A 25457-nucleotide genomic window follows, 5' to 3' on the forward strand; every position below is an offset into this window, starting at 1 on the left:
GGCTTTGATTCGAGAGGAGGTGTGGATGGAATCCATGACGACATGGATCGGGGTGCTCAACGGCTGGGTCTGGGGGCCGCCGATGCTGGTGTTGATCCTCGGCACCGGGCTGTTCCTGCTGCTCGGCCTGCGGCTGATGCCCTGGCTCCGGCTCGGCTACGGCTTTCGCATGCTGTGGTCGGGACGGCGTGGGCGTGGCGAGGGGGACATCACCCCGTTCAACGCGCTGATGACCTCGCTGTCGGCAACCGTCGGGACCGGCAACATCGCCGGTGTCGGCACGGCGATCGCGATCGGCGGTCCCGGGGCGCTGTTCTGGATGTGGTGCACCGCACTGGTGGGCATGGCGACCAAGTATGCCGAGGGCGTGCTGGCGGTGAAGTACCGCGAGGTCGACGCCAAGGGCAACCATGTCGGCGGTCCGATGTACTACATCAAGAACGGTCTCGGGCGGCGCTGGTTGTGGCTGGGCGCGGCCTTTGCCGTGTTTGGTGCCATGGCCGGGTTCGGTATCGGCAACATGGTGCAGGCCAACTCGGTGGCCGACGCGCTCAACTCCAAGTTCGCGCTGCCCAAGGCCTGGGTCGGCGGGGTGATGGCGCTGTTGGTCGGGTTGGTGCTGATCGGCGGTATCCGCTGGATCGCCCAGGTCGCCGGCAAGCTGGTGCCCTTCATGGCGATCGCCTATGTGCTCGGCGGGCTGGTGGTGCTCGGGCTCAATGCCGAGGCGCTGCCCGGTGCGGTGGTGCAGATCGTCGAGTATGCCTTCTCGCCCACCGCCGCGGTCGGCGGGTTCGCCGGCGCGACCGTGATGATGGGCATCCAGATGGGGGTGGCACGCGGCGTCTTTTCCAACGAGGCCGGGCTCGGCAGCGCGCCGATCGCGCACGCCGCGGCGAAGAACGACAACCCCGTGCAGCAGGGCACCATCGCCATGCTCGGCACCTTCATCGACACCCTGATCATCTGCACCATCACCGGGCTGGTGATCATGGTCACCGGCGCCTGGACCAGTGGTGAGACCGGCGCCAGCCTCTCGACCGCGGCCTTCGGCGCCGGTCTGCCCGGGGTCGGCGGTTATGTGGTGGCGCTGGGTCTGGCGCTGTTCGCCTTTACCACCATCCTCGGCTGGAGCGTCTACGGCGAGCGTTGTGTCGAGTATCTGTTCGGGGTGCGCGCGATCCTGCCGTTCCGGTTGGTGTGGGTGGCGGCGATCCCGGTCGGCGCGATGGTCAAGCTGGAGTTCGTGTGGCTGGTGGCCGACACCCTCAACGCGATGATGGCGCTGCCCAACCTGCTGGCGCTGGTGCTGCTCAGCCCGGTGGTGTTCCGGCTGACGCGCGAGCACTTCGCCCGCGCCTGAGGTCGGGCTCCCGGGGTCAGGCGGCGCCGGAGCCGCCCTGGCAGGGCGGCGACTGCGGTGCGGCGCCGCCCTTCTCGTGCCATTCCTCCGGGGTCCAGGTGTGCTGACTGAGTGCGTGCAGGCCCTGCTCGAACTCGTCGGCGAGCAGGCTGTTGATGGCTCGGTGACGCTCGATCAGCGGCTGTCCGGAGAAGCCCTCGCTGACCACCAGCAGCTTGAAGTGCGACTCGGCGTCGGGGGCGACGGCGTGCATGTAGCTCTCGTCGACCACGTCGAGGTGCATGGGGTCGAATGCCTCGCGGATGCGGCGCTCGATGCGGGTCCGTCGGTTCATTGCTCATCTCTCCCTTGGTTCGATTGGATCGGCGGCGCTGCGCCGCCGGTGATCTCGATGTGCTCGGTCCAGCGCAGTGACTGTTGCATGGTCGCCAGGACCTGATCGAGCGCGGGGTCGTGACGCGGATCGGCGAGCGCGGCGTGGTCGATGCCCTCGACCCGGCCATAGAGCGCGCGGCGCAGGTGCTCGCGGGTGTGGATCTGGTGGCGCAGGTCCTCGATGAGGTGTTCGAGTTCGCTGCGGGTGGGCGCCTGACCGAGGGTATGGAACAGCTCGGCGAGCGCGGTGAACAGCCCCCGGGCACGAGTATCGAGCCCGAACTCGCGCGGATCCCAGTCGCGCAGCGTGGTGTCGCGTCCGACCCAGACCCGGTAGCTCTCCTTGTGCAGGGCGTGATAGAGCGCCTGCTCCGAGATCAGGAACACCAGCAGATGATGCCGGTTGGCGTCGTAGGGGGCGTCGCGTACCTGCCAACGGCACTCGCGCACCAGGCGATGGATGCGGATGTGTTCGCGGAAGTCGGCGGCCTGGAGCTGGTCGAGGATGAGCACCGTCGGTTCACCCTCGCTCTGCGCGCAGGCCTCGCTGACGGCAAGGTCCAGGGGCGCGATCGGCGGTTCCTCGCGACCGAGTTCGTCGCGGCTCGGTGGCAGGATCACCTCGGGCTGGGGAGGATGGGCGTCGGTGAAGTCGTGATAGACGATCTGGTCCATCCCCAGTGCCCGGGCCAGGGCGTTGGCGAAGGCGCTCTTGCGTCGGCCACCGTCGCCGGCGACATTGAGCGCGCGCAGCCCGCGCGGCCTGCTCTCGAGCAGACAGCGGATCTCGAATTCGTAGTCGTCGTTCGACTCGAACCCGTGCTCGGCCATGCGTTCGCGCAGACTGGACATGTACGGATGATAGCCGCTTGGTCGCGGCGGGAGCCAGCCTTCCAGCCGTCGGGCATTTGAGCCGCCGAGATATCAGCGACCAGCGATCAGCCTCCAGCGACCAGCGATCAGCGACCAGCGACCAGCGACCAGCGATCAGCCTCCAGCCTCCAGCCTCCAGTCGGGGAGACTGCGACTTGCCCGGTCTGCGGATCTGCAGACTGTCCGCTTGCTTTGCGTCCTTCGTGCCTTCGCGGTTCGAACAGCTTCCAGCGATCAGCCTCCAGCCTCCAGTCGGGGAGACTGCGCCTGGCCCGGTCTGCGGATCTGCAGACCGTTCGCTTGCTTTGTGCCCTTCGTGCCTTGGCGGTTCGAACCAGCTTCCAGCGATCAGCCTCCAGCCTCCAGTCGGGGAGACTGCGACTTGCCCGGTCTGCGGATCTGCAGACTGTCCGCTTGCTTTGCGTCCTTCGTGCCTTGGCGGTTCGAACAGCTTCCAGCGATCAGCCTCCAGCTTCCAGTCGGGGAGACTGCGCCTTGCCCGGTCTGCGGATCTGCAGACTGTTCGCTTGCTTTGCGTCCTTCGTGCCTTGGCGGTTCGAACAGCTTCCAGCGATCGGCCTCCAGCTTCCAGTCGGGGAGACTGCGCCTTGCCCGGTCTGCGGATCTGCAGACCGTTCGCTTGCTTTGCGTCCTTCGTGCCTTCGCGGTTCAATCCATGCTGGCGGCTGGCGGCTGGCGGCTGGCGGCTGGCGGCTGGCGGCTGGCGGCTGGCGGCTGGCGGCTGGCGGCGCCCAACCTAGCCGCCGGCGTCCGTCTTGGCAAGCAGGGCGTTGAGGCGCGCGACCTCGGCCTCGGCCTCGACCTGGTTGGTGACGTCGTGCTGGATGCCGAGGTAGTAGATCAGCCGCCCCTCGCGGTCGAACAGCGGGCGGATGGTGAAGCGGTTGTAGAAGCGGCTGCCGTCCTTGCGGTAGTTGCGCAGGGTGACGGTCACCGGGTGGTTGCCGACCATCGCCTCGCGGATCTGCGCCACCCCTTCCTGATCGTGGTCCTCGCCCTGAAGGAAGCGACAGTTACGTCCGAGGATCTCCTCGCGGCTGTAGCCGGTGATCAACTCGAAGGCGGCGTTGGCATAGACGATGGGGTTGTCGTCCTGGTCGGGGTCGGAGAGGGTGATACCGTTGACGCAGGTGTCGAGGATCTGCGAGAGCACGAAGGGGATCACCCCCGCATCTTTGTCGACGACGAATTCCATGTGGTGACCTCGCTACAAGATTGATGGATCGTGCCTCGCCGGGTGTTTGCCTCAGTGCTGCGATACGGCTGTCGGGGCCTGTTCGAGCAGCCCCCTGATGTTGCCGACGACGCGCTCGCCGCCTTCCTGGATGGCGGCGCGGATCAGCTTCTCGAAGGGACGCATGAACAGCTCGAGCCGCGACAGTTCGAAGACGAAGGTCAGGCGGGTGCCGTCGGCGCTCGGCTCGAAGCGGTAGCTGATGTAGATCGGGGCGCTGAGTCCCTGGAAGTCGATGCGACGGTCCTGCTCGAAGACGCAGACCTCGAAGGTCGCCTCGGTGCGGCGACCGTGATCGACCCGTACCTGTCGGCCGCGGCTGCCCAGCCGGATCGGACCGGGCGAGAGCGCCTCGAGCGAGACCACCTCGGGCGACCAGCGCTGGTAATTGCTGAAGAAGTCGAGGGCGACGAAGGCGAAGACCTGATCCGGCGGGCGGGCGATGTGCGTGCTCGCTTGTGTTCTGACCATGGGTATCGGCTGCCGTGTGGCTGGAGTCGGCGCGTCCGTGCGCGGGCGGACGCTGGACGGGCATGCGCGATCGGGCCCGAAACGGCCCGCTGGTCTATCTGGCGGCGGGGTGGGGGGAATTCCAGGGGGGCTGTCGGGGGGGACGAACCACAAAGACGCGAAGGACGCCAAGGAAATGTCCAGTCAGCGGTCTTCGTTGATCGCTCGGATTGAGCGACGCTTATGGCCGAGGACTGAGGGTTGACGCCGGTCCACGATCGTCTTGCTGATGCGTCCACCCTGCCTCCCCGCTGACAAGGGGGAGAGCAAGGTGGCGCTCGGAGGTCGAACGCTCGAAAAACCTTTGCGTTCTTTGCGACTTGGCGGTTCAGTCTCCTGAATGCCGTACTCGATCAACCCGCCTGCAGCAGTGCGAGGATCTCGGGCTTGTCGTTGAGGCGTGCCCAGTCGGCGGCGGTGTTGCCTTCGAAGTCCTTGAGGGTGCGATCGGCGCCGTGTTTCAGCAGGGTCTCGACGGCGGCGGTGCGGCCCTGGGTGGTGGCCCAGATCAGCGCGGTCCAGCCCTTGGTCTGCTCCTGGTGGTCGATCATCGCGCCCTGCTGCAACAGCATCTCGACGATCTCGGCGTGGTTGTTGGAGGCGGCGAGCATCATCGCGGTGTAGCCGCCCTTGTCCTCGGCGTCGACGGTGGCGCCGGCGGCGAGCAGGCGCTCGACCACGGCGGTGTGACCGTTGAGCGCGGCCTTCATCAGCGGGGTCCAGTCACAGCTGTCGCGCACGTCGGGGCGTCCGGTGCGCGAGAGCAGTCCATCGAGCGCGCCGAGATCGCCCTGTTCGGCGAACTCGAGCAGGGCGGGGTCGCCCGCCCCCTGGTCGTCCGGACCGCCGCAGCCGGTGAGGGCGGCGAGCAGCAGGGTGACGAGAAGGAGAATGCGTGCGGGAGTCATGGCGTTTTCCGAGTTGAATGATTGGTTATTATTCACCCGGCCTGACGTCCCGCGACAATGCGAATCCGCAATCTGGCGCCGTTACAGCAGTCCGCGACAGAGGCCGTCGTGACACTGCACCAGGATGCTGTCGGTGCCCTCGCAGGGGACCTTGTGGATCTCGCCATCGGAGCGGTTGTCGATCAGCACCGCGCCCTCGTCGGTCAACACGCAACCGCGCAATCTCGCATATTGCTCGGCATAGGCCGCCCAGGTGACGTCACGCTGCTGCGGGGTGAGGCTGAGCATCTGGGTCTGCGCCTGCGGCGGCTCGGGCGCGAGCGGCGGTGCCTCACGGAGCATCGGTGTGGCGTCGATCACCGGGGCCGGTCCCTGCTGAGGGCGGACGTCTCGCGAGGCGTTCGCCGGGTTGTCGGTTTGTGTCGCTGCAGTCAGCGGTTGGCGCTGTGTGGTCTCGCTGCCCTCGATGGGCGCGGCGGGGATGGCCGCCAGCGTCCCTGCCGGAGTCGCCTCGCCGTCGGTGCTCGGGGCGGGTTGCGGCAGCGGCGGGGCGGCCTCGGCGAGTCGCTGGTGATGGGTCTGCCAGGCACGTTCGAGCGCGGCGAGCGACTGGGTCAGCAGCGGCTGCAAGCGGCTGGTGACGTCGCGTCGTTCCGGCTCGGGCTGATCGGTGCGTGGGCGGATCAGGGCGGCGGCCGAGGCGACCCGCACGGCAGTCCCCTCGTCGATGAAATAGCTGGCGACCTCGAGTCTGGTGTCGGTCGGCAACTGCCCCGGGGGCAGGTCGAGGACACGGGCGAGCGTCGAGTCGGGCGTGACGGGGCGCTCGAGCAGCAGTCGTTCGGGGTCGCTCTGGGTGATCCGCCAGCCCTTGCTGCGGGCCGCGCCCATCGCCAGCGATCGCACCTGGTCGCGCTCGCTCGCCGCGAGCTGGATCTGGGGCAGGCTCGAGAGGTTGGCCGGGATCAGCGACTGGGGTCGGGTGTCGGGGCCGCTCGCGCAGCCGCCGAGCAGCCAGGCGGCGAGCATGAACAGGGGGAGATGGGCAGCCAGACGTCGGTTCACGCCGAGTCCTCTTGTCGGTTCTGGATGACGGGGAAGAGGCGGTCGCCTGATTGGGGGTGGGGCGACGGGCAGGTCGGACACAGGACCGGCGGTCGCGTGTCCGACCCAGGGGCGGAAATCTACGCCAAGCGTCTGGCGCTGTCGAGCGGGGGAGGGGTCAGGCGGCGCTGCCGTCCTCGCCGATCAGCAGGGTGGTGTCGTTGAGATAGGTGTGCTTGGGAATGACCAGGTTGGTCGGGGCCGGCACGCCCTTGAAGACGCGCGCGGCGAGATCGAAGCGCGAGCCGTGGCAGGGGCAGAAGAAGCCGCCCTTCCAGTCCGCGCCGAGGTCTTCGGGGGCGAACTCGGGGCGGTAGGTCGGCGAGCAGCCGAGGTGGGTGCAGATGCCGATGGCGACCAGATACTCGGGCTTGATCGAGCGGGTCGGGTTCTGGCAGTACTCGGGCTGCTGCGGCACCTCGGAGGCGGGGTCGACCAGCTTGGGGTCGTTGCTCGCCAGCATCTCGAGCATCTTCGGTGTGCGATGCACCACCCACACCGGTTTGCCGCGCCACTTGACGCGCAGCAGCGCGCCGGGCTCGATCTTGCTGATATCGGCCTCGACCGGCGCGCCTGCGGCACGGGCGCGCGCGCTCGGGTTCATCGAGGCGACGAAGGGTACGAGGGCGAAGCCGGCACCGACGGCGCCGACCGCGCTGGTCGCTGCGACCAGCAGGCGACGCCGTGTCTTGTTGACCGCTGTAGCGCTCATGATTCAAGGCTCCTTGTGTGATGCGTATCCCTGCATGGATGTCGGGTGGCGCTCGGGGCAACCGTGATCGCCCGGCGTCCGCTCGGGATGCGTGTCGTTGCGAAAAAGAATCTCTTAACGATGAATCCCAGTGTCTCGCCTTTCTTGACTAAAACACCCTGATATTTGTCAATGCAAAACGCACATATGTGCGTTTGAATGCATCCTCGAACCTACCCGAGACAGCCAAGCGGAGGCACTGTGCCCGGTCGAAGACGACGCGTCCGCCGGATCGGACTCGATCCCGGGCGGATCTGTTTCAAGCCCTGTGGCCGCCACGGTCACACCCTGGAGACGGTGATGTTGCGCGCCGACGAGATGGAGGCGCTGCGGTTGTGCGATCTCGAGGGGCTCTACCAGGAGGAGAGCGCCCGGCGCATGGGGATCTCGCGCACCACCCTGTCGCGCACCATCGCCCGGGCCCGCGCCAAGGTCGCTGGCGCACTGCTCACCGGACAGCGGCTGGTGATCCAGATCCCGGAGCACGGGGAAGAGCCGCCGCAAGGTATCCAACACTCTGACAACGACCACCCCCGTTCGGTGCCCGGTTGTGCCGGACAGAGAGATGAGACCTGATGAAAAAGATCGTGATGACCGCCAACGATGCGCTCGGACTGGCCGGCGAGATGTCGATGCACTTCGGCCATTGCAGCCATTTCGTGGTTGCCCAGCTCGATGACACCGACCGGCTCGTCGGCGCCGAGGTGGTGGCCAACCCCTTCGCCGACGCCCATCAGCCGGGGCAGCTGCCGACCTACATCCAGTCGCTCGGCGCCGATGTGGTGCTCGCCGGCGGTATGGGCGCCAAGGCCATCGAGCTGTTCGCGCGCAATGGCATCGAGGTGGTCACCGGCGCCCGTCCCGGCGTCGGCGAGACCCTCAACGCCTATCTCGCCGGTGAACTGAACGGCGTCTCCCAATGCGCCCACGACCACGCCCACTGAATCGAACAACGAGGAATTGCCCCATGAAGATCGTGATCTCCGCAGCCGGCCAGGGTCAGGACGCCCCGGTCGACGCCCGACTCGGACGCTGCGCCTATTTCGCCGTGGTCGATACCGAGAGCGGTGACTTCCAGAGCATGCCCAACCCCTTCCTCGAGACCAACGGTGGCGCCGGCACCCGCACCGCGCAGTGGATCGCCGGCCAGCGCGCCGAGCTGCTGATCACTGGCCGCTGTGGCCCCAAGGCGGCGATGGTGCTCGAGCGCGCCGGGGTGCGGGTCGTCGAGGGTGTCTCCGGCACCGTGGCCGAGGCCGTCGAGCGCCATGCCGGGCAGGGGATGGCGCTCGCCGCCGCCGTGGCAGGCCGCGAACCCTGCGACGGCATTGCGCGCTGCGGTGGTGGTCGTGGCATGGCACATGGTCGTGGTGCCGGTGCCGGTGCCGGTGCCGGTGCCGGTGCCGGGCGCGGCATGGGCGTTGGTCGCGGGCTGGGCAACGGTCGCGGTCGGGGCTGAGCGATGCGGGCGCTGACCATCGCCGTGGCCAGCGGCAAGGGCGGCACCGGCAAGACTACGGTGGCGACCAATCTGGCGCTGGCGCTCGAGCGCGTGCAATACGCCGACTGCGACGTCGAGGCGCCCAACGGGCACCTGTTCCTGCGCCCGCACTTCGACCGGCGTGAGCCGGTCGGGGTGCGCGTTCCGCGCATCGACCCCGGGCGCTGTACCCTGTGCGGCGACTGTGTCGAGGCCTGTGCCTTCAACGCCCTGGCGCTCACGCCCGACGAGCTGATGGTGTTCGACGAGCTCTGCCACGGTTGCGGTGCCTGCGACTACGTCTGCCGTGTCGAGGGCGCGCTCGGCGAGGTCGAGCGCCCGATCGGCGAGATCGCCGCCGGTCAGGCCGACACCCTGCCGGTGCTCCAGGGCGAACTCGCCATCGGCGAGCGCTCGGCGGTGCCGGTGATCAAGGCGCTCAAGCGGCGTCTGGAGCCGGGCCTCGCGACCATCCTCGATGCCCCGCCGGGCACCGCCTGCCCGATGGTCGAGACCCTCGATGGGGTCGACTTCTGTCTGCTGGTCACCGAGCCCACCCCCTCGGGGCTGCACGACCTGGGCCTCGCCGTTGCGGTGGCGCGGGCGCTCGGGGTGCCCTGTGGAGTGGTGATCAACCGCTGCGACATCGGCGATCAGGGCGTGGCGGAGTACTGTCGCGCCGAGTCGATCCCGGTGCTGCTCGAGATCCCCTTCACCCGCGCGCTCGCCGAGGCCTACGCGCGTGGCGAGCCCTGGGTGCGTACCGCGCCCGAGTGGCGCGCGCGCTTCCAACAGCTCTATGCACAGATCGAGGGGATGCTCCCGTCATGATGAAGGAACTCACCATCATCAGCGGCAAGGGCGGCACCGGCAAGACCACGGTGAGCGCCGCCTTCGCCACCCTGGCTCAGCACAAGGTGGTGGCCGACTGTGACGTCGACGCCGCCGATATGCACCTGCTGCTCGACCCGCGTGAACGGACCGGCGGCGACTTCGTCGGCGGCGCGACACCACGGATCGACCCCGAGCTGTGCGCCGAGTGCGGGGACTGCGCCGCCTGGTGCCGGTTCGAGGCGATCGAGCTCGACTTCGACGCGGGCTATCGCATCAACCCCTTCGCCTGCGAGCACTGCGGGCTGTGCGCGCGGGTCTGTCCCGAGGAGGCGATCGTCCTGGAGACCCGTCCGAACGGTCGCTGGATGGTCTCCGACAGCCGTCACGGCACCCTGGTCCACGCCCAGCTCGGCGTCGGTGAGGACAACTCCGGCAAGCTCGTCACCCTGGTGCGGCGCGAGGCGCGACGTCAGGCCGAGGCCGAGGGCGCGACGCTGATCCTCAACGACGGCCCGCCCGGGATCGGCTGTCCGGTGAGTGCCGCCATCACCGGTGTCGATCTGGTGCTCGCCGTCACCGAGCCGACCCTCTCCGGGCTGCACGACCTGCAGCGCGTCGCTGAACTCTGCGTCCACTTCGCCATCCCCTTGGTCGTCTGCATCAACAAGGCCGATCTCAACCTGGAGAACGGTGTGACGATCCGGGAGTGGTGTGGTGCGCGCGACATCGATGTGATCGGTGAACTGCCCTTCGACCCCGTGGTCGCCCGCGCCTTGGTCGCGCGCAAGAGCCTCGCCGAGTACGACGGCGGTGCCGCATCACGGGCGGTGATCGAACTGTGGGAACGGGTGAGATCGCGCCTGGGGGTGGAGTGAGACGGGCGCTTGGGGAGATGGAGCCGATGAGCGGATTCGAACCGCTGACCCACGCATTACGAATGCGTTGCTCTACCAACTGAGCTACATCGGCTACTCAAGCCCACGAATTTTAGCCAGCTTTCCGCCGGACATCAATCCCTGTCTGGGGAAAGCCTCCAGCCGCCGGAAGATTGAACCGCGAAGCCGCCAAGGACGTGAAGAAAGCGACCAGCCTTCAGCAAGCAGCCTCCAGTGTCGGTTTGCAGTCAACCTTGGCGGTACGAGATAAGCCTGTTCTTCTTGCCGGAGGCTGATCGTAGGAAGCCTTTCTTCTCTCCGTGTTCTTTGCGGCCTTGCGGTTCGATCCGCTGGCTGCCGCCTGATGACGATGTTGGGTTGCCCGTCCTGGCATCCCGGCGATTCGTCGATCAGGTAGTGCATGAGCAACCCAACCGACGGGCTGGAGGTTGGTCGCTGAAGGCTTTTCTCCCCTTTGCGTGCTTTGTGTCTTTGCGGTTCGAACCAGCTTCCAGCGATCAGCTTCCAGCCTCCAGTCGGGGAGGCAGGTGTTGCATGATCGTCGATTGACAGGCAAGACGGTATCTTCACGGTTCATCATCCCCGGCGGCTGGCGGCTGGCGGCTGGCGGCTGGCGGCTGGCGGCTGGCGGCTGGCGGCTGATCGCCCTCGATCAGTCCCGCGTCGCGTCGAGCGCATAGGGCGCGGCGTCGAGGATGGGGTCGCGCTCGAGCACCAGGTCGGTGAGCAGGCGGGCCGAGGCCGGGCCGGTGACCAGGCCGTTGCGGTAGTGGCCGGCGTTGAAATAGAGCCCGTCGATGCCGGGGTAGGCGCCGATATAGGGGATGCCGCTGGGCGAGCCGGGTCGCAGTCCGGACCAGTGGTCCTCGATCGGGGTGCGCTTGAGCAGCGGGTAGAGTTCGACGGCGGCGCGATAGAGCTCCTCCTTGGCCTCGGCGGTGGTGCGCTTGACGAAGCCGGCCTGCTCCAGGGTCGAGCCGAAGAGGATGCGACCGTCGCGCCGGGGGATGATGTAGCGCTCGCGGTGCAGGGTGATGTGATGGACCTGGCCGGGGTGGGCGTAGAAGAGGATCATCTGGCCGCGCACCGGCTGGATCTCGGGGCTGTTGCCGAGCTGTTCGAGCAGCTTGGCGGTCCAGGCGCCGGCGCAGATGATGACGCGCTCGGCGCGGATCTCGCCCTTGGGGGTGCGCACCCCGACCGCGCGCCCGCCCTCGATCAGCAGCTCCAGCACCTCCTCCTGCTCGCGCAGCGTCACCTTGCGCTCGATGGCGCGGCGCAGCGCGCGGGTCAGGCGCGGGTTGCGCACCTGGCCGATGCCCGGGAGCAGCAGCGCCTGCTCGGGACGGGGGCCGAGCTCGGGCTCGCTGGCGTGGAGCTGGCGGGCGTCGAGCACCTCGATGGCGGTGTCGTGGCGCGCGGCCCAGTCGAGTGCGCGCTGGCGCTCCTCGGTGTCGAGCACCAGCATGCCGTTGACGGTGAGCTCGGGGTCGATCCCGGTCTCGTCGAGCAGTTCGGTGGCCAGCGCCGGATAGACCCGCTGGCTCCAGGCGGCCAGCCGCCCGACCGCGTCGGGATAGCGCCAGGGGTAGAGTGGGGAGAGGATGCCGCCGCCAGCCCAGGACGACTGCTGGCCGGTCTTGCCCATCTCGACCAGGGTGGTGTCGACACCGGCGCGCGCCAACTCGCGCGCGGTCAGCAACCCGATGACGCCGCCACCGATGACCAGGATCTCGCTCATGCAACTCCTCTCCTCGCGGCCTGGCGGGCGCCGGGCCGTCTCGCTCAGGGACCGGGGCGGCCTGTCTGGCCGCCTCCAGCCTCATTAGGTGCGGTTCGGTCGGTCGAGGTGCAAGCGCGAGGGGCGGGGTTCAGTCCTCGGCCGGCTCCCTGGTCAGCTCGCGCGGCAGCGCGAACACCACCTGCTCGCGGATGCCGGGCTGTTCCTCGACCTGCTCCACGCCCCAGTCGCGCAGCTGGGCGATGACCCGCTCGACGAGGACCTCGGGGGCCGATGCGCCGGCGGTGAGGCCGATGCGCGAGATGCCCTCGAGCCAGCCGCGCTCGATGTCCTCGGGGCCGTCGATCAGATAGGCGCTGCAGCCGCGCTTTTCGGCCAGTTCACGCAGCCGGTTGGAGTTGGAGCTGTTGGGCGAGCCGACCACCAGCAGCAGCTCGCAGCTCTCGGCCAGGGTCTTGACCGCGTCCTGGCGGTTCTGGGTGGCGTAGCAGATATCGCTCTTCTTCGGTCCCTGGATGGCCGGGAAGCGCTCGCGCAGTGCCGCGACGATGGTGGTGGTGTCGTCCATCGACAGCGTGGTCTGGGTGACGTAGGCGATGCGCTCGGGATCGGCGATCTCGAGTCCGGCGACGTCCTCGGGACGTTCGACCAGGTGCACCGGGGCGCCCTCGGGGTCGCACTGGCCGAGGGTGCCGTCGACCTCGGGATGACCGCGATGGCCGATGAGCACGGTCTCGATGCCGTTGCGACAGTGCCGGGTGACCTCGAGGTGGACCTTGGTGACCAGCGGGCAGGTGGCATCGAACACCCGCAGCCCGCGCGCCTCGGCCTCGCGCCGTACCGCTTGGGGCACGCCGTGGGCGCTGAACACCAGGGTGGCGTCGTCCGGCACCTCGTCGAGGTCCTCGACGAAGATGGCGCCGCGCGCGCGCAGTCCCTCGACGACGAAGCGGTTGTGCACCACCTCGTGACGGACATAAATGGGCGCACCGTAGCGTTCGAGGACGCGCTCGACGATGGCGATGGCGCGATCGACGCCGGCACAGAAACCGCGGGGATTGGCTAGCAGGATAGTCATGGCTCGGAACAGGATAGGCGGTCGGCGGGGATTGAAAACAGCGGGTGGTGTTCGGGGTTATTGCGCGCGGCCGGTGGCGCCGGCCGCGCCCGGGTTCAGGTCTCGACGGAGAGAATGGCGATGCGCAGCTGTAACGCGCGTCCGGCGAAGGGGTGGTTGAAGTCGACCCGCACCCGCTCGCCTTCGGTCTCCAGCACCATGCCGCTGGTCTCCTGGCCGGCCGGGGTCTCGAAGGCGATGACCTTGCCCGGCTCGGGCTGGAGTTCGGGCGGGAATTCGCTGCGTTCGAGCCAGAAGACATTGTTCTCGTCGTAGGTGGCGAACAGCTCGGAGCCGTCGCCGGCGAACTCGGTCTCGCTGCCGGCGAGCAGTCCGTCGATGGCCGTCTCCAGTGCCGGGGTCAGGGTGCCGTCGCCGACGGTGCAACGAATCGGTTCTTCCTTGAAGGTGGAAAAGGCGACGAAACCGTCCGGGAAGCGGACCTGGAGGTGAAAGGCGATGCGTCGTCCCGCGGCGACCGCGAGCGGTGGCTCGCTGACGGTCTCGGCGGGCGTGGACAGGGTGTCGTTGATGACCATGGTGCAGTGGGTCCATTGCAACGGCGAGGGCGGGACCGGATGGCCCGCAAGGGCTCGACGTCTCCCGCCCCCGCTACGGATAGGGTGGGCGCCGCTACAACAGCTCCTGGGTCACGAAGAGGTAACCGAGCGAGGTCGCGACGACCGCGATCGCGACGTACGGGATCAGGACGCAGACGCCGGGCAGGTCGTTGCAGAGTGCGCTGAACTTGCAGAGTTTGCAGTGCTTCATCTGTCTCGACCCTCCTGTTGCCATGCGCCCGGGCGCCGGCCTGTCCGTGTTCGCGCCGCGCCATTGGCGCGCGCGGGGGCGATCGCTGCCAGTATCGATCCCGCCTCGGAGTCCTGGCCGTGTCACGTCTCTTCAAGCGTGTCCCGTGATGCCGTCGCGTTAGATGGCAAACGCCGCTATCGTTACCGATATACAGGGGACGATCAAGCACGACGCGTCGCCGCGATGACGTGCGCCCGGTCTCGGCTGGGCGATAATGCCCGCCAGTCCCCAACCGCAACCAGATCAGCGAGCTTCATTTGGACATCTCATCCCCATCCGCCGCCGTGCCCACCGTGGGCTTCGTCAGCCTCGGCTGCCCCAAGGCCACGGTCGACTCCGAACTCATCCTCACCCGGCTGCGCGCCGAGGGCTATCGGGTGGTGCACGACTATGACGACGCCGAGCTGGTGGTCATCAACACCTGCGCCTTCATCGACGCCGCCGAGCGCGAGTCGCTGGAGGTGATCGGCGAGGCCCTGGAAGAGAACGGCCGGGTCGTGGTCACCGGCTGTCTCGGCGCCCGCGCCGAACGCATCCGCGCCGCCTATCCCGAGGTGCTGGCGATCACCGGACCGCACGCGCTCGAGGAGGTGATGGCGGTGGTGCACGAGGCGCTGCCTGCCCCGCACGACCCCTTCACCAGTCTGGTGCCGCCCCAAGGCGTGCGGCTCACCCCGCGTCACTACGCCTATCTCAAGATCTCCGAGGGCTGCGACCATCGCTGCACCTTCTGCATCATCCCCAGCCTGCGCGGCGACCTGGTCAGTCGTGGTCTCGGTGAGGTGCTCGGCGAGGCCGAACGGCTGGTCGAGGCCGGGGTGCGCGAACTGCTGGTGGTCGCCCAGGACACCAGCGCCTATGGCCGCGACCTCAAGTACGCGCCGGGCTTCCACGGCGGGCGACCGCTGCGTACCGACATCACCACCCTGGCGCGCGAGCTCGGCCAGTTGCCGGCGTGGACGCGACTGCACTACGTCTACCCCTATCCCCAGGTCGACGAGCTGATCCCGTTGATGGCCGAGGGGCTGATCCTGCCCTATCTCGACATGCCGCTGCAGCACGGCAACACCCGGGTGCTGCGCGCGATGCGCCGTCCGGCGGCCACCGAGCGGGTGCTCGAGCGTCTCGCACGCTGGCGCGCGCAATGTCCCGAGCTGGTGCTGCGCAGCACCTTCATCGTCGGCTTCCCCGGTGAGACCGAGGCCGAGTTCGAGTCGCTGCTGGACTTCCTCCGCGAGGCGCGGCTCGACCGCGTCGGCTGCTTCCCCTACTCGCCGGTGGACGGCGCGGCGGCCAACGATCTGGCCGATGCGGTGCCTGCCGAAGAGCGCGAGGAGCGCCGCGAGCGCTTCATGGAGGTCCAGGCCGAGATCAGCCGCGACAAGCTCGCCGCGCGGGTCGGCGAGCGCATGACGGTGCTGGTTGACGAGGTGCACGAAGACGAGGTGGTGGCGCGCAGCTATGGCGATGCGCCCGAGATCGACGGCAACGTGCTGGTGCCGGGGGCCTGGGAGATCGACCCCGGCGACTTCATCGAGGTCGAGATCACCGCCTCGGGCGATCACGACCTGTGGGCCCAGCCGGTCGATCCGGCATGAGCCTTGGCGCCGGGCGGCGGGGTGCCGCCCGGCGGCCGATCAGAAGGCCGGGCCGGGGGTCTTGCCGAGCTTCTTGAGGATGATCGCCAGCGGGCAGAAGCCGGTGAAGGCCGACTGCAGCAGGTTGGCGCCGACGAAGCCGGTGAACCACAGGAAGTGGATGCTGACGGTGGCCGCGAGGATGGCCGAGAGCAGCACAAAGGCGCCGGCGACGGCGAAGACGATACGTTCGATGGACATGGGTGCTTCCGTTTCGGTTGCGATGGGTGTAAGCGGCGGAGTATTAACCAATGCTTATACTTGATTCAAGATCGGGCAGTCACCGAGACCGTCGGCTGTCTTGGAGGTGGTGTCATGGATGCCAGTGAGTTCCCCCGGCTGATCGCGGCGCTGCAGCGCCCCGAGGCCTATCCCCATCCGGTCGATCGGATCGAGCACATCGAAACCCATATCTCCCACGTGCTGCTCGCCGGCGACTTCGCCTACAAGCTCAAGAAGCCGCTCGATCTTGGCTTTCTCGACTGCTCCACCCTGGCGTTGCGTCGTCACTGCTGTGAGGAGGAGATTCGCCTCAACAGCCGGCTCGCGCCGACGATCTATCTCGACGTGGTGGCGATCGGCGGCGAGGCCGCGCACCCGCGCATCGGCGCCGCGGGCGCGGTGTTGGAGTACGCCGTACGGATGCGCCGTTTCGCGCAGTCGGCGTTGCTCGCGCACCGCCCCCTCGACGGTCCCCTGATCGACCGGCTCGCCGAGCGCTTGGCCGATTTCCACGCCGCCATCCCGGCCGCCGCGCCCGATGCCCCCTGGGGGGCGCCCGACATGGTGCTCGCGCCGATGATCGAGAACGTCGAGCAGATCCGGGCGCGGGTCGAGGCGCCGGCGCTGCTGAGGCGTCTCCAACGCATCGAGGACTGGACCCGGGCACGCTGGCGGGTGCTGCGTCCGCTGCTCGAGCAGCGTCGCGCCGAGGGCTGGATCCGCGAGTGTCACGGCGACATGCATCGCGGCAACATCGCGTTGATCGACGGCGAGCCGCAGATCTTCGACGGTATCGACTTCGCCCCCGAGCTGCGCTGGATCGACACCGCCAGCGAGCTCGCCTTCCTGGTCATGGACCTGGAGGCCGCCGGTGAGCCGGGGTTGGCGCAGCGTCTGCTCAACGGCTATCTGGAGCGCGGCGGTGACTACGGGTTGCTGGCACTGCTGCGTCTCTATCAGTGCTATCGGGCGATGGTGCGCGCCAAGGTCGGCGCGATCCGCGCCGGTCAGACGGGGCTGGCGGCGCCTGAGCGCGCCGCCGCCTGGGATGCGTGCGCGCGCTATCTGGCGCTGGCCGAGGGCTATACCCGGGCGAGACGGCCGCGGCTGCTGATCGCCTGCGGGCTGTCGGGCTCGGGCAAGAGCCACATGGCCAGCGCGCTCTGCGAGCGGCTGCCCTTCGTCCATCTGCGCTCGGACGTCGAGCGCAAGCGACTGTTCGGGCTCGAGGCGCAGGCGCGCACCAATACCGGGGTCGATGGCGGGATCTATTTCCCCTCGGCCACCGATTGGACCTACGAGCGGCTGCTGCACCTGGCCGAGACCATCCTCGCCAGTGGCCACGACGTGCTGGTCGATGCCACCTTCACCGCGCACCAGCGGCGCGTCGGTTTCGCTGCGCTGGCGCGCCGTCATCACGCCGGGTTCGCCATCCTCGCGCTGGAGGCGCCGCTGGCGGTGCTGCGCGAGCGCGTCACTCGGCGTCTGGCCGCCGGTAACGACGCCTCCGAGGCGACGCTCGCGGTGCTCGAGCGCCAGCATGCGCGCTGCGAGCCGCCGCAGGGCGAGGAGTGCGACCGGCTGGTGCGCGTCGACACCAGCGCCGACCCCGCCATCGAGCGGGTGAGCGAGCAGCTCGAGACCGTGTTCGCCGGACAGACCCAGTCCTGCGACCTCGCCGAGCCGCCCCACTGAGTCCGTCTCATCCCTGCAGTACCAGCGCCGCGCCGGCGAGCATCAGCACGCCGGCGGGCAGGCGCGCACGCAGCCCGCGCTCGCCGAAGCAGAGCGCGCCGTAGAGCATGCCGAAGAGCAGGCTGGTGCGCTTGAGCGCGATCATGTAGGCGACCTCGGTCGCGGCGATGGCGAGGAAGTGGGTGTAGACCATCACCGCGCTCAGCGCCGCGACCGCCAGCACCGCCCAGGGATGGCGCGCCAGCGCGAGCAGCCGGCGCGGGCGCGGCAGCGCCAGCACCAGCAGTGCGACGACCCCGAGCAGGGCGAAGTAGAAGGCGCCGAACTGCGCCGGCGGCAGATACTGCATCGCGCCCTTGCCGAGGGTGGCGGTGAGGGCGTAGATCGCCGCCACCGCGAGCATCAGCCGCGCGCCGCGCTGCTCGAGGATGGCGCCGAGCGGGCGCAGCCAGCTGCGCCAGTCGCGCGCCCGGGCATGGCCGACGTTGAGCAGCCAGGCCCCGGCCACCACCAGCACCACCCCAAAGGCGCCGCGCGCGCTCACCGTCTCGTCGAGCAGCAGCCAGGCGACCAGCAGCACGAACACCGGGGTGAAGGCGAGATAGGGCAGGGTGAGCGAGAGCGGGTGGTCGCGGATGGCGCGCATGTAGAGCAGCATCGCCGCGATCTCCAGCGGCACCAGTGCCGCCAGCCAGCCCCAGAAGGCGGGCGCGAGGGTGGCGAGCGGCGGCAGGTCGGCGAGCAGCGGGGCGAGCAGCACGCCGCTCAGGGTGAGGCGCACCAGCGCCAGCTCGGCGGCCGAGAGCGCGCCGAGCCAGGCCTTGGTGGCGGCATCGGCGCTGGCCAGGGCGAGGGCGCAGAGCAGCGACAGGCTCACCCAGTCCATGGCCGCGGCGCCGGATCAGTCGGCGGCGGCGGGTTGCATGCGCCGCGGCAGCGCCTCGGTCAGCACCTCGCAGCCGGCGCCGGGGAGATGGGCGTGCTCGCTGATCCAGCGGCGCCAGACGCGCGCGCCGGGACGGCCCTGGAAGAGTCCGAGCAGGTGACGGCTGATCGCGGTCAGCGGCACCCCGGCGTCGAGCTCGCGCTGGATATAGGGCAGCATCCGCTCGATGACCTGGTGGCGGGGCGGCGGCGGGGTCGGGTCGGCGAAGATGCGCGCGTCGGCCGCGGCGAGGATCCAGGGGTTGTGGTAGGCCTCGCGACCGATCATCACCCCATCGAGGGTCTCGAGCAGGGCGCAGGCCTGGTCGAGGTCCTGCACCCCGCCGTTGAGGCTGATCGAGAGCGCGGGGAAGTCGCGCTTGAGCTGCAGCACCACGTCGTAGCGCAGCGGCGGGATGTCGCGGTTCTCCTTCGGGCTCAGCCCGGAGAGCCAGGCCTTGCGCGCGTGCACGATCAGCGCGTCGCAGCCGGCCTCGACCTGGGCGCCGACGAAGTCGACCAGCTCGCCGTAGCTGTCGCGATCGTCGATGCCGATGCGGCTCTTGACCGTCACCGGGACCGCCACCGCGTCCTTCATCGCCCGCACGCAGTCGGCCACCACCCCGGGCTCGGCCATCAGACAGGCACCGAAGCGCCCGTTCTGCACCCGGTCGGAGGGGCAGCCGACGTTGATGTTGATCTCGTCGTAGCCGTACTCGGCGCCGAGTCGGGCGCAGGTGGCCATGTCGGCGGGATCGGAGCCGCCGAGCTGCAGCGCCACCGGATGCTCGCTCGGATCGAAGCGCAGGAAGCGCTCGCGGTCGCCGTGAAGCAGCGCGCCGGTGGTCACCATCTCGGTGTAGAGCAGGGTGTGACGGCTGATCAGCCGGAGGAAATAACGGCAGTGGCGATCGGTCCAGTCGAGCATCGGGGCGATGGACAGACGACGGTCTAGCGGTGCAGGCATGGCGCGGGTCGGGCTCGGGCTGGGGACGCCGGCGGAGGCGTGGCCGGGTCGTTGATCTCGAGCGGGGATTGTCCGCGACCGGGCCGATTTTTTCCATCATCGGCGCGCTCGCGGCGAGGTCCGCCCGCCGGGCGGCGGGCGGGCAGCCTCAGGCCGCGCCCTCGGGGAGCGGGTCGCCGGGACGGCGTACCGGCTCCTTGAGGGTGACCAGCTCCTCGGCGCTGCCGGGGTGGATGGCGACGGTGTTGTCGAAGTCGGCCTTGGTCGCGCCCATCTTCACCGCCACGGCGAAGCCCTGGAGCATCTCGTCGGCGCCGTCGCCGATGACGTGGACACCGACCACGCGCTGCTCGGGACCGGCACAGACCAGCTTCATCGCGGTCTTGGCGCCGTGCTCGTTGAGCGCGTAGCGCATCGGGGTGAAGCTGGTCTCGTAGACGGTGAGCACGTCACCGAGGCGCTCGCGCGCCTCCGGCTCACTCAGCCCGACCTTGGACAACGGCGGGTGGGCGAAGACCACGGTGGGGATGTTGTCGTAGTCGAGCTTGCGCTCGCTCTGGCCGTCGAACAGGCGCTCGGCGAGGCGGCGCCCGGCGGCGATCGCCACCGGGGTGAGCTGGTCGCGTCCGGTGATGTCGCCGAGCGCGTAGACGCCGGGGACATTGGTGTTCTGATAGGCGTCGGTGGGCACCATGCCGTTGGGCTGGACCTCGATGCCGGCGGTCTCGAGCCCGAGGTCGCGGGTGTTGGGCGCGCGCCCGACGGCCCAGATCACGCTGTCGAAGCCCTCGATCCGGGTGCCGTCCTGGGCCACCAGGGTGGTGCCCTGGGCGTCGCGCTCGAGTGCGGCGACGGCGAACTCGAGATGGGTCTCGATGCCCTGGGCGTGCATGTTCTCGGCCAGGGTGGCGCTGAGCAGGGGGTCGAACTGGAACAGCAACCGGTCCTCGAGCGCCACCACGGTGACCTCGGAGCCGAAGCTGCGCAGCAGCCCGGCCAGCTCGATGCCGATATAGCCGGCACCGATGATGGCCACGCGCTTGGGTTGTTGCTGCAGGGCGAAGAAGCCGTCGGAGGTGATACCGAGCTCGGCGCCGGGCAGACGCGGCACGATCGGGCGCCCGCCGGTGGCGATGACGATGTGATCGGCGCTGAGACGCTGACCCTCGACCTCGATGGTGTGGGCGTCGACGAAGCGGGCGTGGCCATCGACCCGGGTGATGCCGAGGCGCTCGACATAGCCGTCCCAGAAGCTGTTGATGGCACTGATGTAGCGATCGCGCCCGGCCACCAGCTTGGGCCAGTCGAGCTCGCCGCCGCTGGCCTGGACGCCGAAGCCGGGGGCGTCGCGCACCGCCTCGGCGAGGTGCGAGGCGTACCACATCACCTTCTTGGGTACGCAGCCGACGTTGACGCAGGTGCCGCCGAGCGCCTTGGACTCGATCAGGGCGACGCGCTTGCCGAAGGCGGCGGCCTTCTCGGCCACCGCCAGGCCGCCGCTGCCACCGCCGATCGCGATCAGGTCGAAATGCTGGGTCATGGTTCTGCTTCCTGATAATGCTGTGACCGAGGATCATACCCGTGGCCCGGATGAGGCGCAGCGGGTGGTCCGAGAGCGGTCCTGTCCATAGCAAAGGGGTCGGTAACCCATGGGTTGCCCGACCCCCTCGAATCTGCCGACGCCGGCCGGCGTCGGCAGCTGTGGTCCTCCGGCGTGCTCCCGGATCAGGCGCTGGCGCGCTCCTTGAGCCAGCCCTCGACCGCCTCCGAGCCACCGATCAGCTCACCGTTGACGAACACCTGCGGCACGGTACGGGCGTTGGCCACGGCGCGCAGCGTCTGCTCGGTGTAGTCCTCGTTGAGCACCAGCTCCTCGAAGTCGATGCCGGCGTTGCGCAGGGCCTCCTTGGCCTTGACGCAGAACGGGCAGCCGTCGCGGGTGAACACGCTCACGTCCATCGGCTTGGGCGCGTTCGGGGCGAGGTGGGCGAGCATGGTATCGGCGTCGGAGACCTCGTAGGGGTCGCCTTCGACCTCGGGCTCGATGAACATCTTCTCCACCACGCCGTCGCGTACCAGCATCGAGTAGCGCCAGGAGCGCTTGCCGAAGCCGAGATCGTCCTTCTCGACCAGCATCCCCATGCCCTCGGTGAACTCGCCGTTGCCGTCGGGGATGAACAGCAGGTCATCGGCGTGCTGGGTCTTCTGCCACTCGTTCATCACGAAGGTGTCGTTGACCGAGACGCAGGCCACGGTATCGACCCCGTGCTCCTTGAACATCGGTACCAGCTGGTTGTAGCGCGGCACGTGCGAGGAGGAGCAGGTGGGGGTGAAGGCACCCGGCAGCGAGAACACCACCACGGTCTTACCGGCAAAGATCTCGTCGGTGGTCAGGTCGACCCACTCGTGTCCGCTACGGGTGTGGAAGGTGACCTGAGGAACGCGGCTTCCGGTGCGATCTTGCAACATGTGTCGATTCTCCATGGTTGTCGCTGTGGGATTTGGGTCAAAAGTTCTTGAGCGATCGTCGCGCCCCCGAAGAGGATGGCGTGTCGACGGTGCTAAGATTACGTCCTGATGGCCGATGCGTGAAATGGATAATAAAAATTGATCTGATTGTCTGAGACGATCGTTCGGCTCGGTCTGGCGCACACCTGATCGTGTCTGTTGCCATCCAGACAGCACCGCTCACCCGCTGCGGTTCCGGCGACGCTCGGCGCACACCCACACTTAAGGATGCGGCAGTTCCCCCTGTGAACCAAGGGGACTGCCCAAGCGATCGGCCAAGTGTGCGACGATCGGATCCTCCTCGACGGACGCAGGAGTCCCCCAGAATGACAGGTTCCGAGGATCCGAAGGTGCCCGCTCAGGACGAGATGGCACAAGACCTCTATGTACAGGCCAGACGGGCATTGGAGCGCGGCGATTTCGACCGGCTCGGTCGGTTGCTCGGGCAGGGTGAGATCGATCTCACCACGCTGACCGAGGAGCTGCGCATCTATCAGGCTGAGCTCGAGGTGCAGAACGCCGAGCTGCGCGAGGCCCAGGTCGCCTCCGAGCGCATGGCGCAGCGTTACAACACGCTGTTCTCGGCAATGCCGCTGGCGCAGCTGGTGGTCGATGGTAACGGCCTGGTGCTCGATGCCAATGCGCTTGCCGAGCAGCTGTTCGGGCTGGGCAACCGGCATCTGCGTCATCATTTCCTGCAGCGATTGGTGATCCCGCTCGATCGTGAGCGGCTGGCCTCGGCGTTGAGTCGGGCGCGACAGAGCGAGGGCGAGGTGGTCGAGGGGGTGCACTTCCTCGCCGATGGCGGTGATGTCTTCGGTGGCGAGCTGCACATGGCGCGACTGGCCGTCGACGCCGACGAGCCGTCGCAGTTCGTTTGCGCGGTGCTCGATCTGAGCAAGCTGCTGCGCCAGCAGGATGCGCTGCGCCGCTCCGAGGAGAAGCTCGAGTTCCTCGCCCATCACGACACCCTCACCCACCTGCCCAATCGCACCCTGCTCAACGACCGGCTCGCCCAGGGGGTGAGTCGCGCCCACCGTCATCATGGGGTGATGGCGGTGCTGTTCGTCGATCTCGACCGCTTCAAGATCATCAACGACCGCTATGGTCATGGCGCCGGCGACGAGCTGCTGCGCGAGGTGGCCGAGCGGATGCAAGGCCAGCTGCGCGACAGCGACACCCTGGCGCGGGTCGGCGGCGACGAGTTCGTGGTGTTGCTCGAGGACGCCGACTGCGCGCGGCGCGCCGGACGGGTGGCCAACCGGTTGCTGCAGGTCTTCGGCCCGCCCTTCCAGGTCGGCAGGGAACGCTTCCAGGTCAGCGCCAGCATCGGCATCAGCCTCTATCCGGTCGATGGCACCGATCCGGACACCCTGCTCAGGCACGCCGACATCGCCATGTACGAGGCCAAGTCGCGCGGGCGCAACGACTTCCAGTTCTTCCATGCCGACATGGCCGGCGGCGTGGTCGCGCAGCTCGAGCTGGTGCACGCGCTGCGCGGCGCGCTGCGCCGGCACGAGTTCGTGCTCTATTTCCAACCCCAGATCGATCTCGGCAGCGGTCGCCTGCTCGGGGTGGAGGCGCTGCTGCGCTGGCACCACTCCCGTCAGGGGCTGTTGCCGCCGGCGCGCTTCATCGCCCTGGCCGAGGAGATCGGCGTGCTCGGCGAGGTCGGCGACTGGGTGCTGGAGACGGCCTGCGCCCAGCTCGCCGCCTGGCGCAACAGCGGGCTGGAGGTGCCGCGCATGGCCGTCAATCTGGTGTTGCAGCAGCTCGAGCAGGCGCATTTCGTCGAGCGTGTCGAGGGGGTGTTGCAGCGCTATCAGCTGTCGCCCGGGGCGTTGCAGCTGGAGGTCACCGAGGCGATGCTGATGCGTCAGGCCGAGCGCGCGCTGGCGCACCTGCATGCGCTGCGCGCGCTCGGCGTCGGCATCGCGGTCGATGACTTCGGTACCGGCTACTCCTCGCTCGGGCGCATCCATCGACTGCCGATCGACCAGCTCAAGATCGATCGCTCCTTCGTCGGTGACATCGGTCGTGACTCGGCCGACGAGACCACGGTGCGCTCCATCATCGGTCTCGGCAAGACCCTGGGCCTGGAGGTGCTCGCCGAGGGGATCGAGTGCGACGACCAGGTGCTCTTCCTGGCGCGCGAGGGTTGTCGGGCGGGGCAGGGATTTCTCTACGGACGGCCGGTCTCGGCGCGCGAGATCCTCGAGACCTATGGCCGTTGATCCTCGTGCAGTTGAATATTAGCGAATATTGATTGACGTCAACGCTGTCGTCTCGGGCGCGGCCTAGGCTAGCCCCGAGGACGGCCTCAGGCGCCGTCCTCCGGCCCTTGGCCAGGGATGACGCCTGGGCCGGGTCCACGGGTCGCGGTTCCCTGTCGCGACCGCGCCGCCTGCCCCAGGGACGGGGCGTGGTGGCGTTTCCCTGAATCATCTATGGGAGTTGAGCGATGACGCGCATGAAACGACTGATGCTTGCAGCCACCGTCGCGGGTGTCTCCGCGCTCGGTTCCATGTCCGCCAACGCCTTCTGGGGCTGGGGGCCGTTCGGGATGTTCCCGGGTGGCTGGGGCGGTCCCTGGGGTGGCCCCTGGTATGGCGGCGCGCCTTATTACGGCTATCACCATCCCTATGGCTACGGCTATCCCTATCACGTCCCCTATGGCGCCTGGGGTGCCCCCTACGGTTGGGGCGCGCCGGTCTACGGTCAGCCCTACTACGGCGACCCCGCCGCCAACCAGCCGACGGCCAGCAACGACTGAGTCAGCCCGTGCGCCCCGCCCGCCGGCGGGGCGCTGTCATCGTCGCCCGCGCGGCTGCTATCATCCCCGCCACACGCACCGACGGCGGTCCCGCCAGGCCGCCGTCCGCACCCTGTGGAGGTCTGCGCCATGCGCATCCTGGTGGGGGACATCGGGGGCACCAAGACGGCGCTCGCCATCGCCGCGCCGGACGCCGGCGGTGGTCTCGTGCTGCACCATCCCGAACGCTATCCGAGTGCCGAGCATGCGGGGCTCGAGTCGATCGTGCGCCATTATCTGGCCACGCACGCGGTCTCCTGCAGCGGTGCGGCGTTCGCCATCGCCGGCCCGGTGTCGGGGCGCCGCAGCCAGGTCACCAACCTGACCTGGCAGATCGACGCCGATGCCCTCGAGCGGGCGCTCGGTCTCTCGCGAGTGTTGTTGCTCAACGACCTCGAGGCGGTGGCCTGGGGAATCGCGGCGCTGGCGCCGGAGGATGTCTGCGAGCTCCAGCCGGGTGAGCCCGGGGCCGTCGGCAACCGCTGCGTAATCGCCGCCGGGACCGGGCTCGGCGAGGCCGGTCTGTTCTGGGACGGACATCGCCATCATCCCTTCGCCACCGAGGGCGGGCACGCCGAGTTCGCCGCGACCGATGCCCGTGAATGGGCGCTGCGTGAATTCCTCCGGCGCCGTCACGCCCGGGTGAGCTGGGAGCGGCTGGTCTCCGGGATG

The 25457-nt window shown here is 68.6% G+C and carries 27 protein-coding genes and 1 tRNA gene; 11 read left to right on the top strand and 17 right to left on the bottom strand.

What is annotated here, in order from left to right:
* The first annotated feature begins 25 nt into the window (after positions 1-25).
* Positions 26-1363 carry a sodium:alanine symporter family protein gene (locus EBL85_RS10055; RefSeq protein ID WP_123139369.1) on the top strand — a complete coding sequence of 446 codons (1338 nt, stop codon included), beginning with the start codon at positions 26-28 and terminating at the stop codon, positions 1361-1363.
* A 16-nt stretch (positions 1364-1379) separates the two neighbouring features.
* Here the strand turns inward: EBL85_RS10055 and EBL85_RS10060 are convergent, their stop codons facing one another.
* The 7 genes from EBL85_RS10060 to petA form a co-directional block, all read right to left on the bottom strand.
* Positions 1380-1697, bottom strand: a complete 318-nt coding sequence (locus EBL85_RS10060; RefSeq protein ID WP_123139368.1) for a BolA family protein — start codon at positions 1695-1697, stop codon at positions 1380-1382.
* Positions 1694-2590: a hypothetical protein gene (locus EBL85_RS10065; RefSeq protein WP_123139367.1), complete on the bottom strand. Its 897-nt coding sequence runs from the start codon at positions 2588-2590 to the stop codon at positions 1694-1696. Before EBL85_RS10065 ends, EBL85_RS10060 begins: the two co-directional genes overlap by 4 nt.
* Before the next feature lie 778 nt (positions 2591-3368).
* Complete coding sequence (locus EBL85_RS10070) at positions 3369-3827, bottom strand: PAS domain-containing protein (protein ID WP_123142843.1); 459 nt, start codon at positions 3825-3827, stop codon at positions 3369-3371.
* Between the two features lie 51 nt (positions 3828-3878).
* Positions 3879-4337, bottom strand: coding sequence for an SRPBCC family protein (locus tag EBL85_RS10075; protein ID WP_123139365.1), 459 nt, complete (start codon positions 4335-4337; stop codon positions 3879-3881).
* Positions 4338-4729: 392 nt separating this feature from the next.
* Positions 4730-5284 (bottom strand): ankyrin repeat domain-containing protein, encoded by a 555-nt coding sequence (locus EBL85_RS10080; RefSeq protein ID WP_123139364.1) that lies wholly within the window; start codon positions 5282-5284, stop codon positions 4730-4732.
* An 81-nt stretch (positions 5285-5365) separates the two neighbouring features.
* Positions 5366-6349, bottom strand: coding sequence for a hypothetical protein (locus EBL85_RS10085; protein ID WP_123142844.1), 984 nt, complete (start codon positions 6347-6349; stop codon positions 5366-5368).
* Between the two features lie 157 nt (positions 6350-6506).
* Positions 6507-7100, bottom strand: coding sequence for a ubiquinol-cytochrome c reductase iron-sulfur subunit (petA, locus tag EBL85_RS10090; RefSeq protein WP_123139362.1), 594 nt, complete (start codon positions 7098-7100; stop codon positions 6507-6509).
* Between the two features lie 240 nt (positions 7101-7340).
* Between petA and EBL85_RS10095 the strand changes: the two genes are divergently transcribed.
* The 5 genes from EBL85_RS10095 to EBL85_RS10115 are packed head-to-tail and all read left to right on the top strand — an operon-like array spanning position 7341 to position 10328.
* The gene (locus EBL85_RS10095; RefSeq protein WP_123139361.1) at positions 7341-7715 is read left to right on the top strand and encodes a DUF134 domain-containing protein; all 375 of its coding nucleotides are present in this window, start codon (positions 7341-7343) and stop codon (positions 7713-7715) included.
* Complete coding sequence (locus tag EBL85_RS10100; protein WP_123139360.1) at positions 7715-8083, top strand: NifB/NifX family molybdenum-iron cluster-binding protein; 369 nt, start codon at positions 7715-7717, stop codon at positions 8081-8083. Before EBL85_RS10095 ends, EBL85_RS10100 begins: the two co-directional genes overlap by 1 nt.
* 23 nt (positions 8084-8106) lie before the next feature.
* Positions 8107-8598: a NifB/NifX family molybdenum-iron cluster-binding protein gene (locus tag EBL85_RS10105; protein WP_123142845.1), complete on the top strand. Its 492-nt coding sequence runs from the start codon at positions 8107-8109 to the stop codon at positions 8596-8598.
* A gap of 3 nt (positions 8599-8601) precedes the next feature.
* Positions 8602-9450 carry an ATP-binding protein gene (locus EBL85_RS10110; RefSeq protein WP_123142846.1) on the top strand — a complete coding sequence of 283 codons (849 nt, stop codon included), beginning with the start codon at positions 8602-8604 and terminating at the stop codon, positions 9448-9450.
* Positions 9447-10328, top strand: a complete 882-nt coding sequence (locus EBL85_RS10115) for an ATP-binding protein (RefSeq protein WP_223806116.1) — start codon at positions 9447-9449, stop codon at positions 10326-10328. Before EBL85_RS10110 ends, EBL85_RS10115 begins: the two co-directional genes overlap by 4 nt.
* 18 nt (positions 10329-10346) lie before the next feature.
* On the opposite strand, the gene EBL85_RS10120 is transcribed toward EBL85_RS10115, so the two are convergent.
* The 5 genes from EBL85_RS10120 to EBL85_RS17205 all read right to left on the bottom strand — a co-directional run bounded on the left by EBL85_RS10120 (position 10347) and on the right by EBL85_RS17205 (position 13978).
* Positions 10347-10422 (bottom strand) — tRNA-Thr (locus EBL85_RS10120).
* A 579-nt stretch (positions 10423-11001) separates the two neighbouring features.
* Positions 11002-12090 (bottom strand): glycine oxidase ThiO, encoded by a 1089-nt coding sequence (gene thiO / locus EBL85_RS10125; RefSeq protein WP_123142847.1) that lies wholly within the window; start codon positions 12088-12090, stop codon positions 11002-11004.
* 130 nt (positions 12091-12220) lie between these two features.
* Positions 12221-13168 carry a 4-hydroxy-3-methylbut-2-enyl diphosphate reductase gene (gene ispH, locus EBL85_RS10130; RefSeq protein ID WP_123139355.1) on the bottom strand — a complete coding sequence of 316 codons (948 nt, stop codon included), beginning with the start codon at positions 13166-13168 and terminating at the stop codon, positions 12221-12223.
* Between the two features lie 95 nt (positions 13169-13263).
* The gene (locus tag EBL85_RS10135) at positions 13264-13746 is read right to left on the bottom strand and encodes a peptidylprolyl isomerase (protein ID WP_123139354.1); all 483 of its coding nucleotides are present in this window, start codon (positions 13744-13746) and stop codon (positions 13264-13266) included.
* A gap of 94 nt (positions 13747-13840) precedes the next feature.
* Positions 13841-13978, bottom strand: a complete 138-nt coding sequence (locus EBL85_RS17205; protein WP_165913451.1) for a hypothetical protein — start codon at positions 13976-13978, stop codon at positions 13841-13843.
* 335 nt (positions 13979-14313) lie between these two features.
* Here EBL85_RS17205 and rimO point away from each other — a divergent pair, with 335 nt between their 5' ends.
* Positions 14314-15618, top strand: coding sequence for a 30S ribosomal protein S12 methylthiotransferase RimO (gene rimO, locus EBL85_RS10140; protein ID WP_200189299.1), 1305 nt, complete (start codon positions 14314-14316; stop codon positions 15616-15618).
* A gap of 39 nt (positions 15619-15657) precedes the next feature.
* Here the strand turns inward: rimO and EBL85_RS10145 are convergent, their stop codons facing one another.
* Positions 15658-15858 (bottom strand): DUF2892 domain-containing protein, encoded by a 201-nt coding sequence (locus EBL85_RS10145; protein ID WP_123139352.1) that lies wholly within the window; start codon positions 15856-15858, stop codon positions 15658-15660.
* A gap of 114 nt (positions 15859-15972) precedes the next feature.
* Here EBL85_RS10145 and EBL85_RS10150 point away from each other — a divergent pair, with 114 nt between their 5' ends.
* Entirely contained in the window at positions 15973-17574 is a 1602-nt protein-coding gene (locus EBL85_RS10150; RefSeq protein ID WP_123142849.1) for a bifunctional aminoglycoside phosphotransferase/ATP-binding protein, read from the top strand.
* Between the two features lie 7 nt (positions 17575-17581).
* Here the strand turns inward: EBL85_RS10150 and EBL85_RS10155 are convergent, their stop codons facing one another.
* From EBL85_RS10155 to EBL85_RS10170, 4 genes are all read right to left on the bottom strand, one after another.
* Positions 17582-18460, bottom strand: a complete 879-nt coding sequence (locus EBL85_RS10155; protein WP_123139350.1) for an EamA family transporter — start codon at positions 18458-18460, stop codon at positions 17582-17584.
* Between the two features lie 15 nt (positions 18461-18475).
* Positions 18476-19465, bottom strand: coding sequence for a tRNA dihydrouridine(20/20a) synthase DusA (dusA, locus tag EBL85_RS10160; protein ID WP_123142850.1), 990 nt, complete (start codon positions 19463-19465; stop codon positions 18476-18478).
* 148 nt (positions 19466-19613) lie between these two features.
* Positions 19614-21005, bottom strand: coding sequence for a glutathione-disulfide reductase (gene gorA / locus EBL85_RS10165; RefSeq protein WP_123142851.1), 1392 nt, complete (start codon positions 21003-21005; stop codon positions 19614-19616).
* Positions 21006-21190: 185 nt separating this feature from the next.
* A complete protein-coding gene (locus tag EBL85_RS10170) occupies positions 21191-21934 on the bottom strand; it encodes a glutathione peroxidase (RefSeq protein WP_123139347.1) in 744 nt (247 codons plus the stop codon).
* 365 nt (positions 21935-22299) lie between these two features.
* On the opposite strand from EBL85_RS10170, the gene EBL85_RS10175 reads away from it, so the two are divergent.
* From EBL85_RS10175 to EBL85_RS10185, 3 genes are all read left to right on the top strand, one after another.
* The gene (locus EBL85_RS10175; protein ID WP_123139346.1) at positions 22300-24207 is read left to right on the top strand and encodes a bifunctional diguanylate cyclase/phosphodiesterase; all 1908 of its coding nucleotides are present in this window, start codon (positions 22300-22302) and stop codon (positions 24205-24207) included.
* Between the two features lie 236 nt (positions 24208-24443).
* Complete coding sequence (locus EBL85_RS10180) at positions 24444-24746, top strand: sulfur globule protein CV3 (protein ID WP_369964128.1); 303 nt, start codon at positions 24444-24446, stop codon at positions 24744-24746.
* Between the two features lie 129 nt (positions 24747-24875).
* A partial coding sequence (locus tag EBL85_RS10185) for a glucokinase (RefSeq protein WP_190288067.1) occupies positions 24876-25457 on the top strand: 582 nt, incomplete at its 3' end.

The organism is Marichromatium sp. AB32 (assembly GCF_003718675.1).
Classification (GTDB): Bacteria; Pseudomonadota; Gammaproteobacteria; order Chromatiales; family Chromatiaceae; genus Marichromatium; species Marichromatium gracile.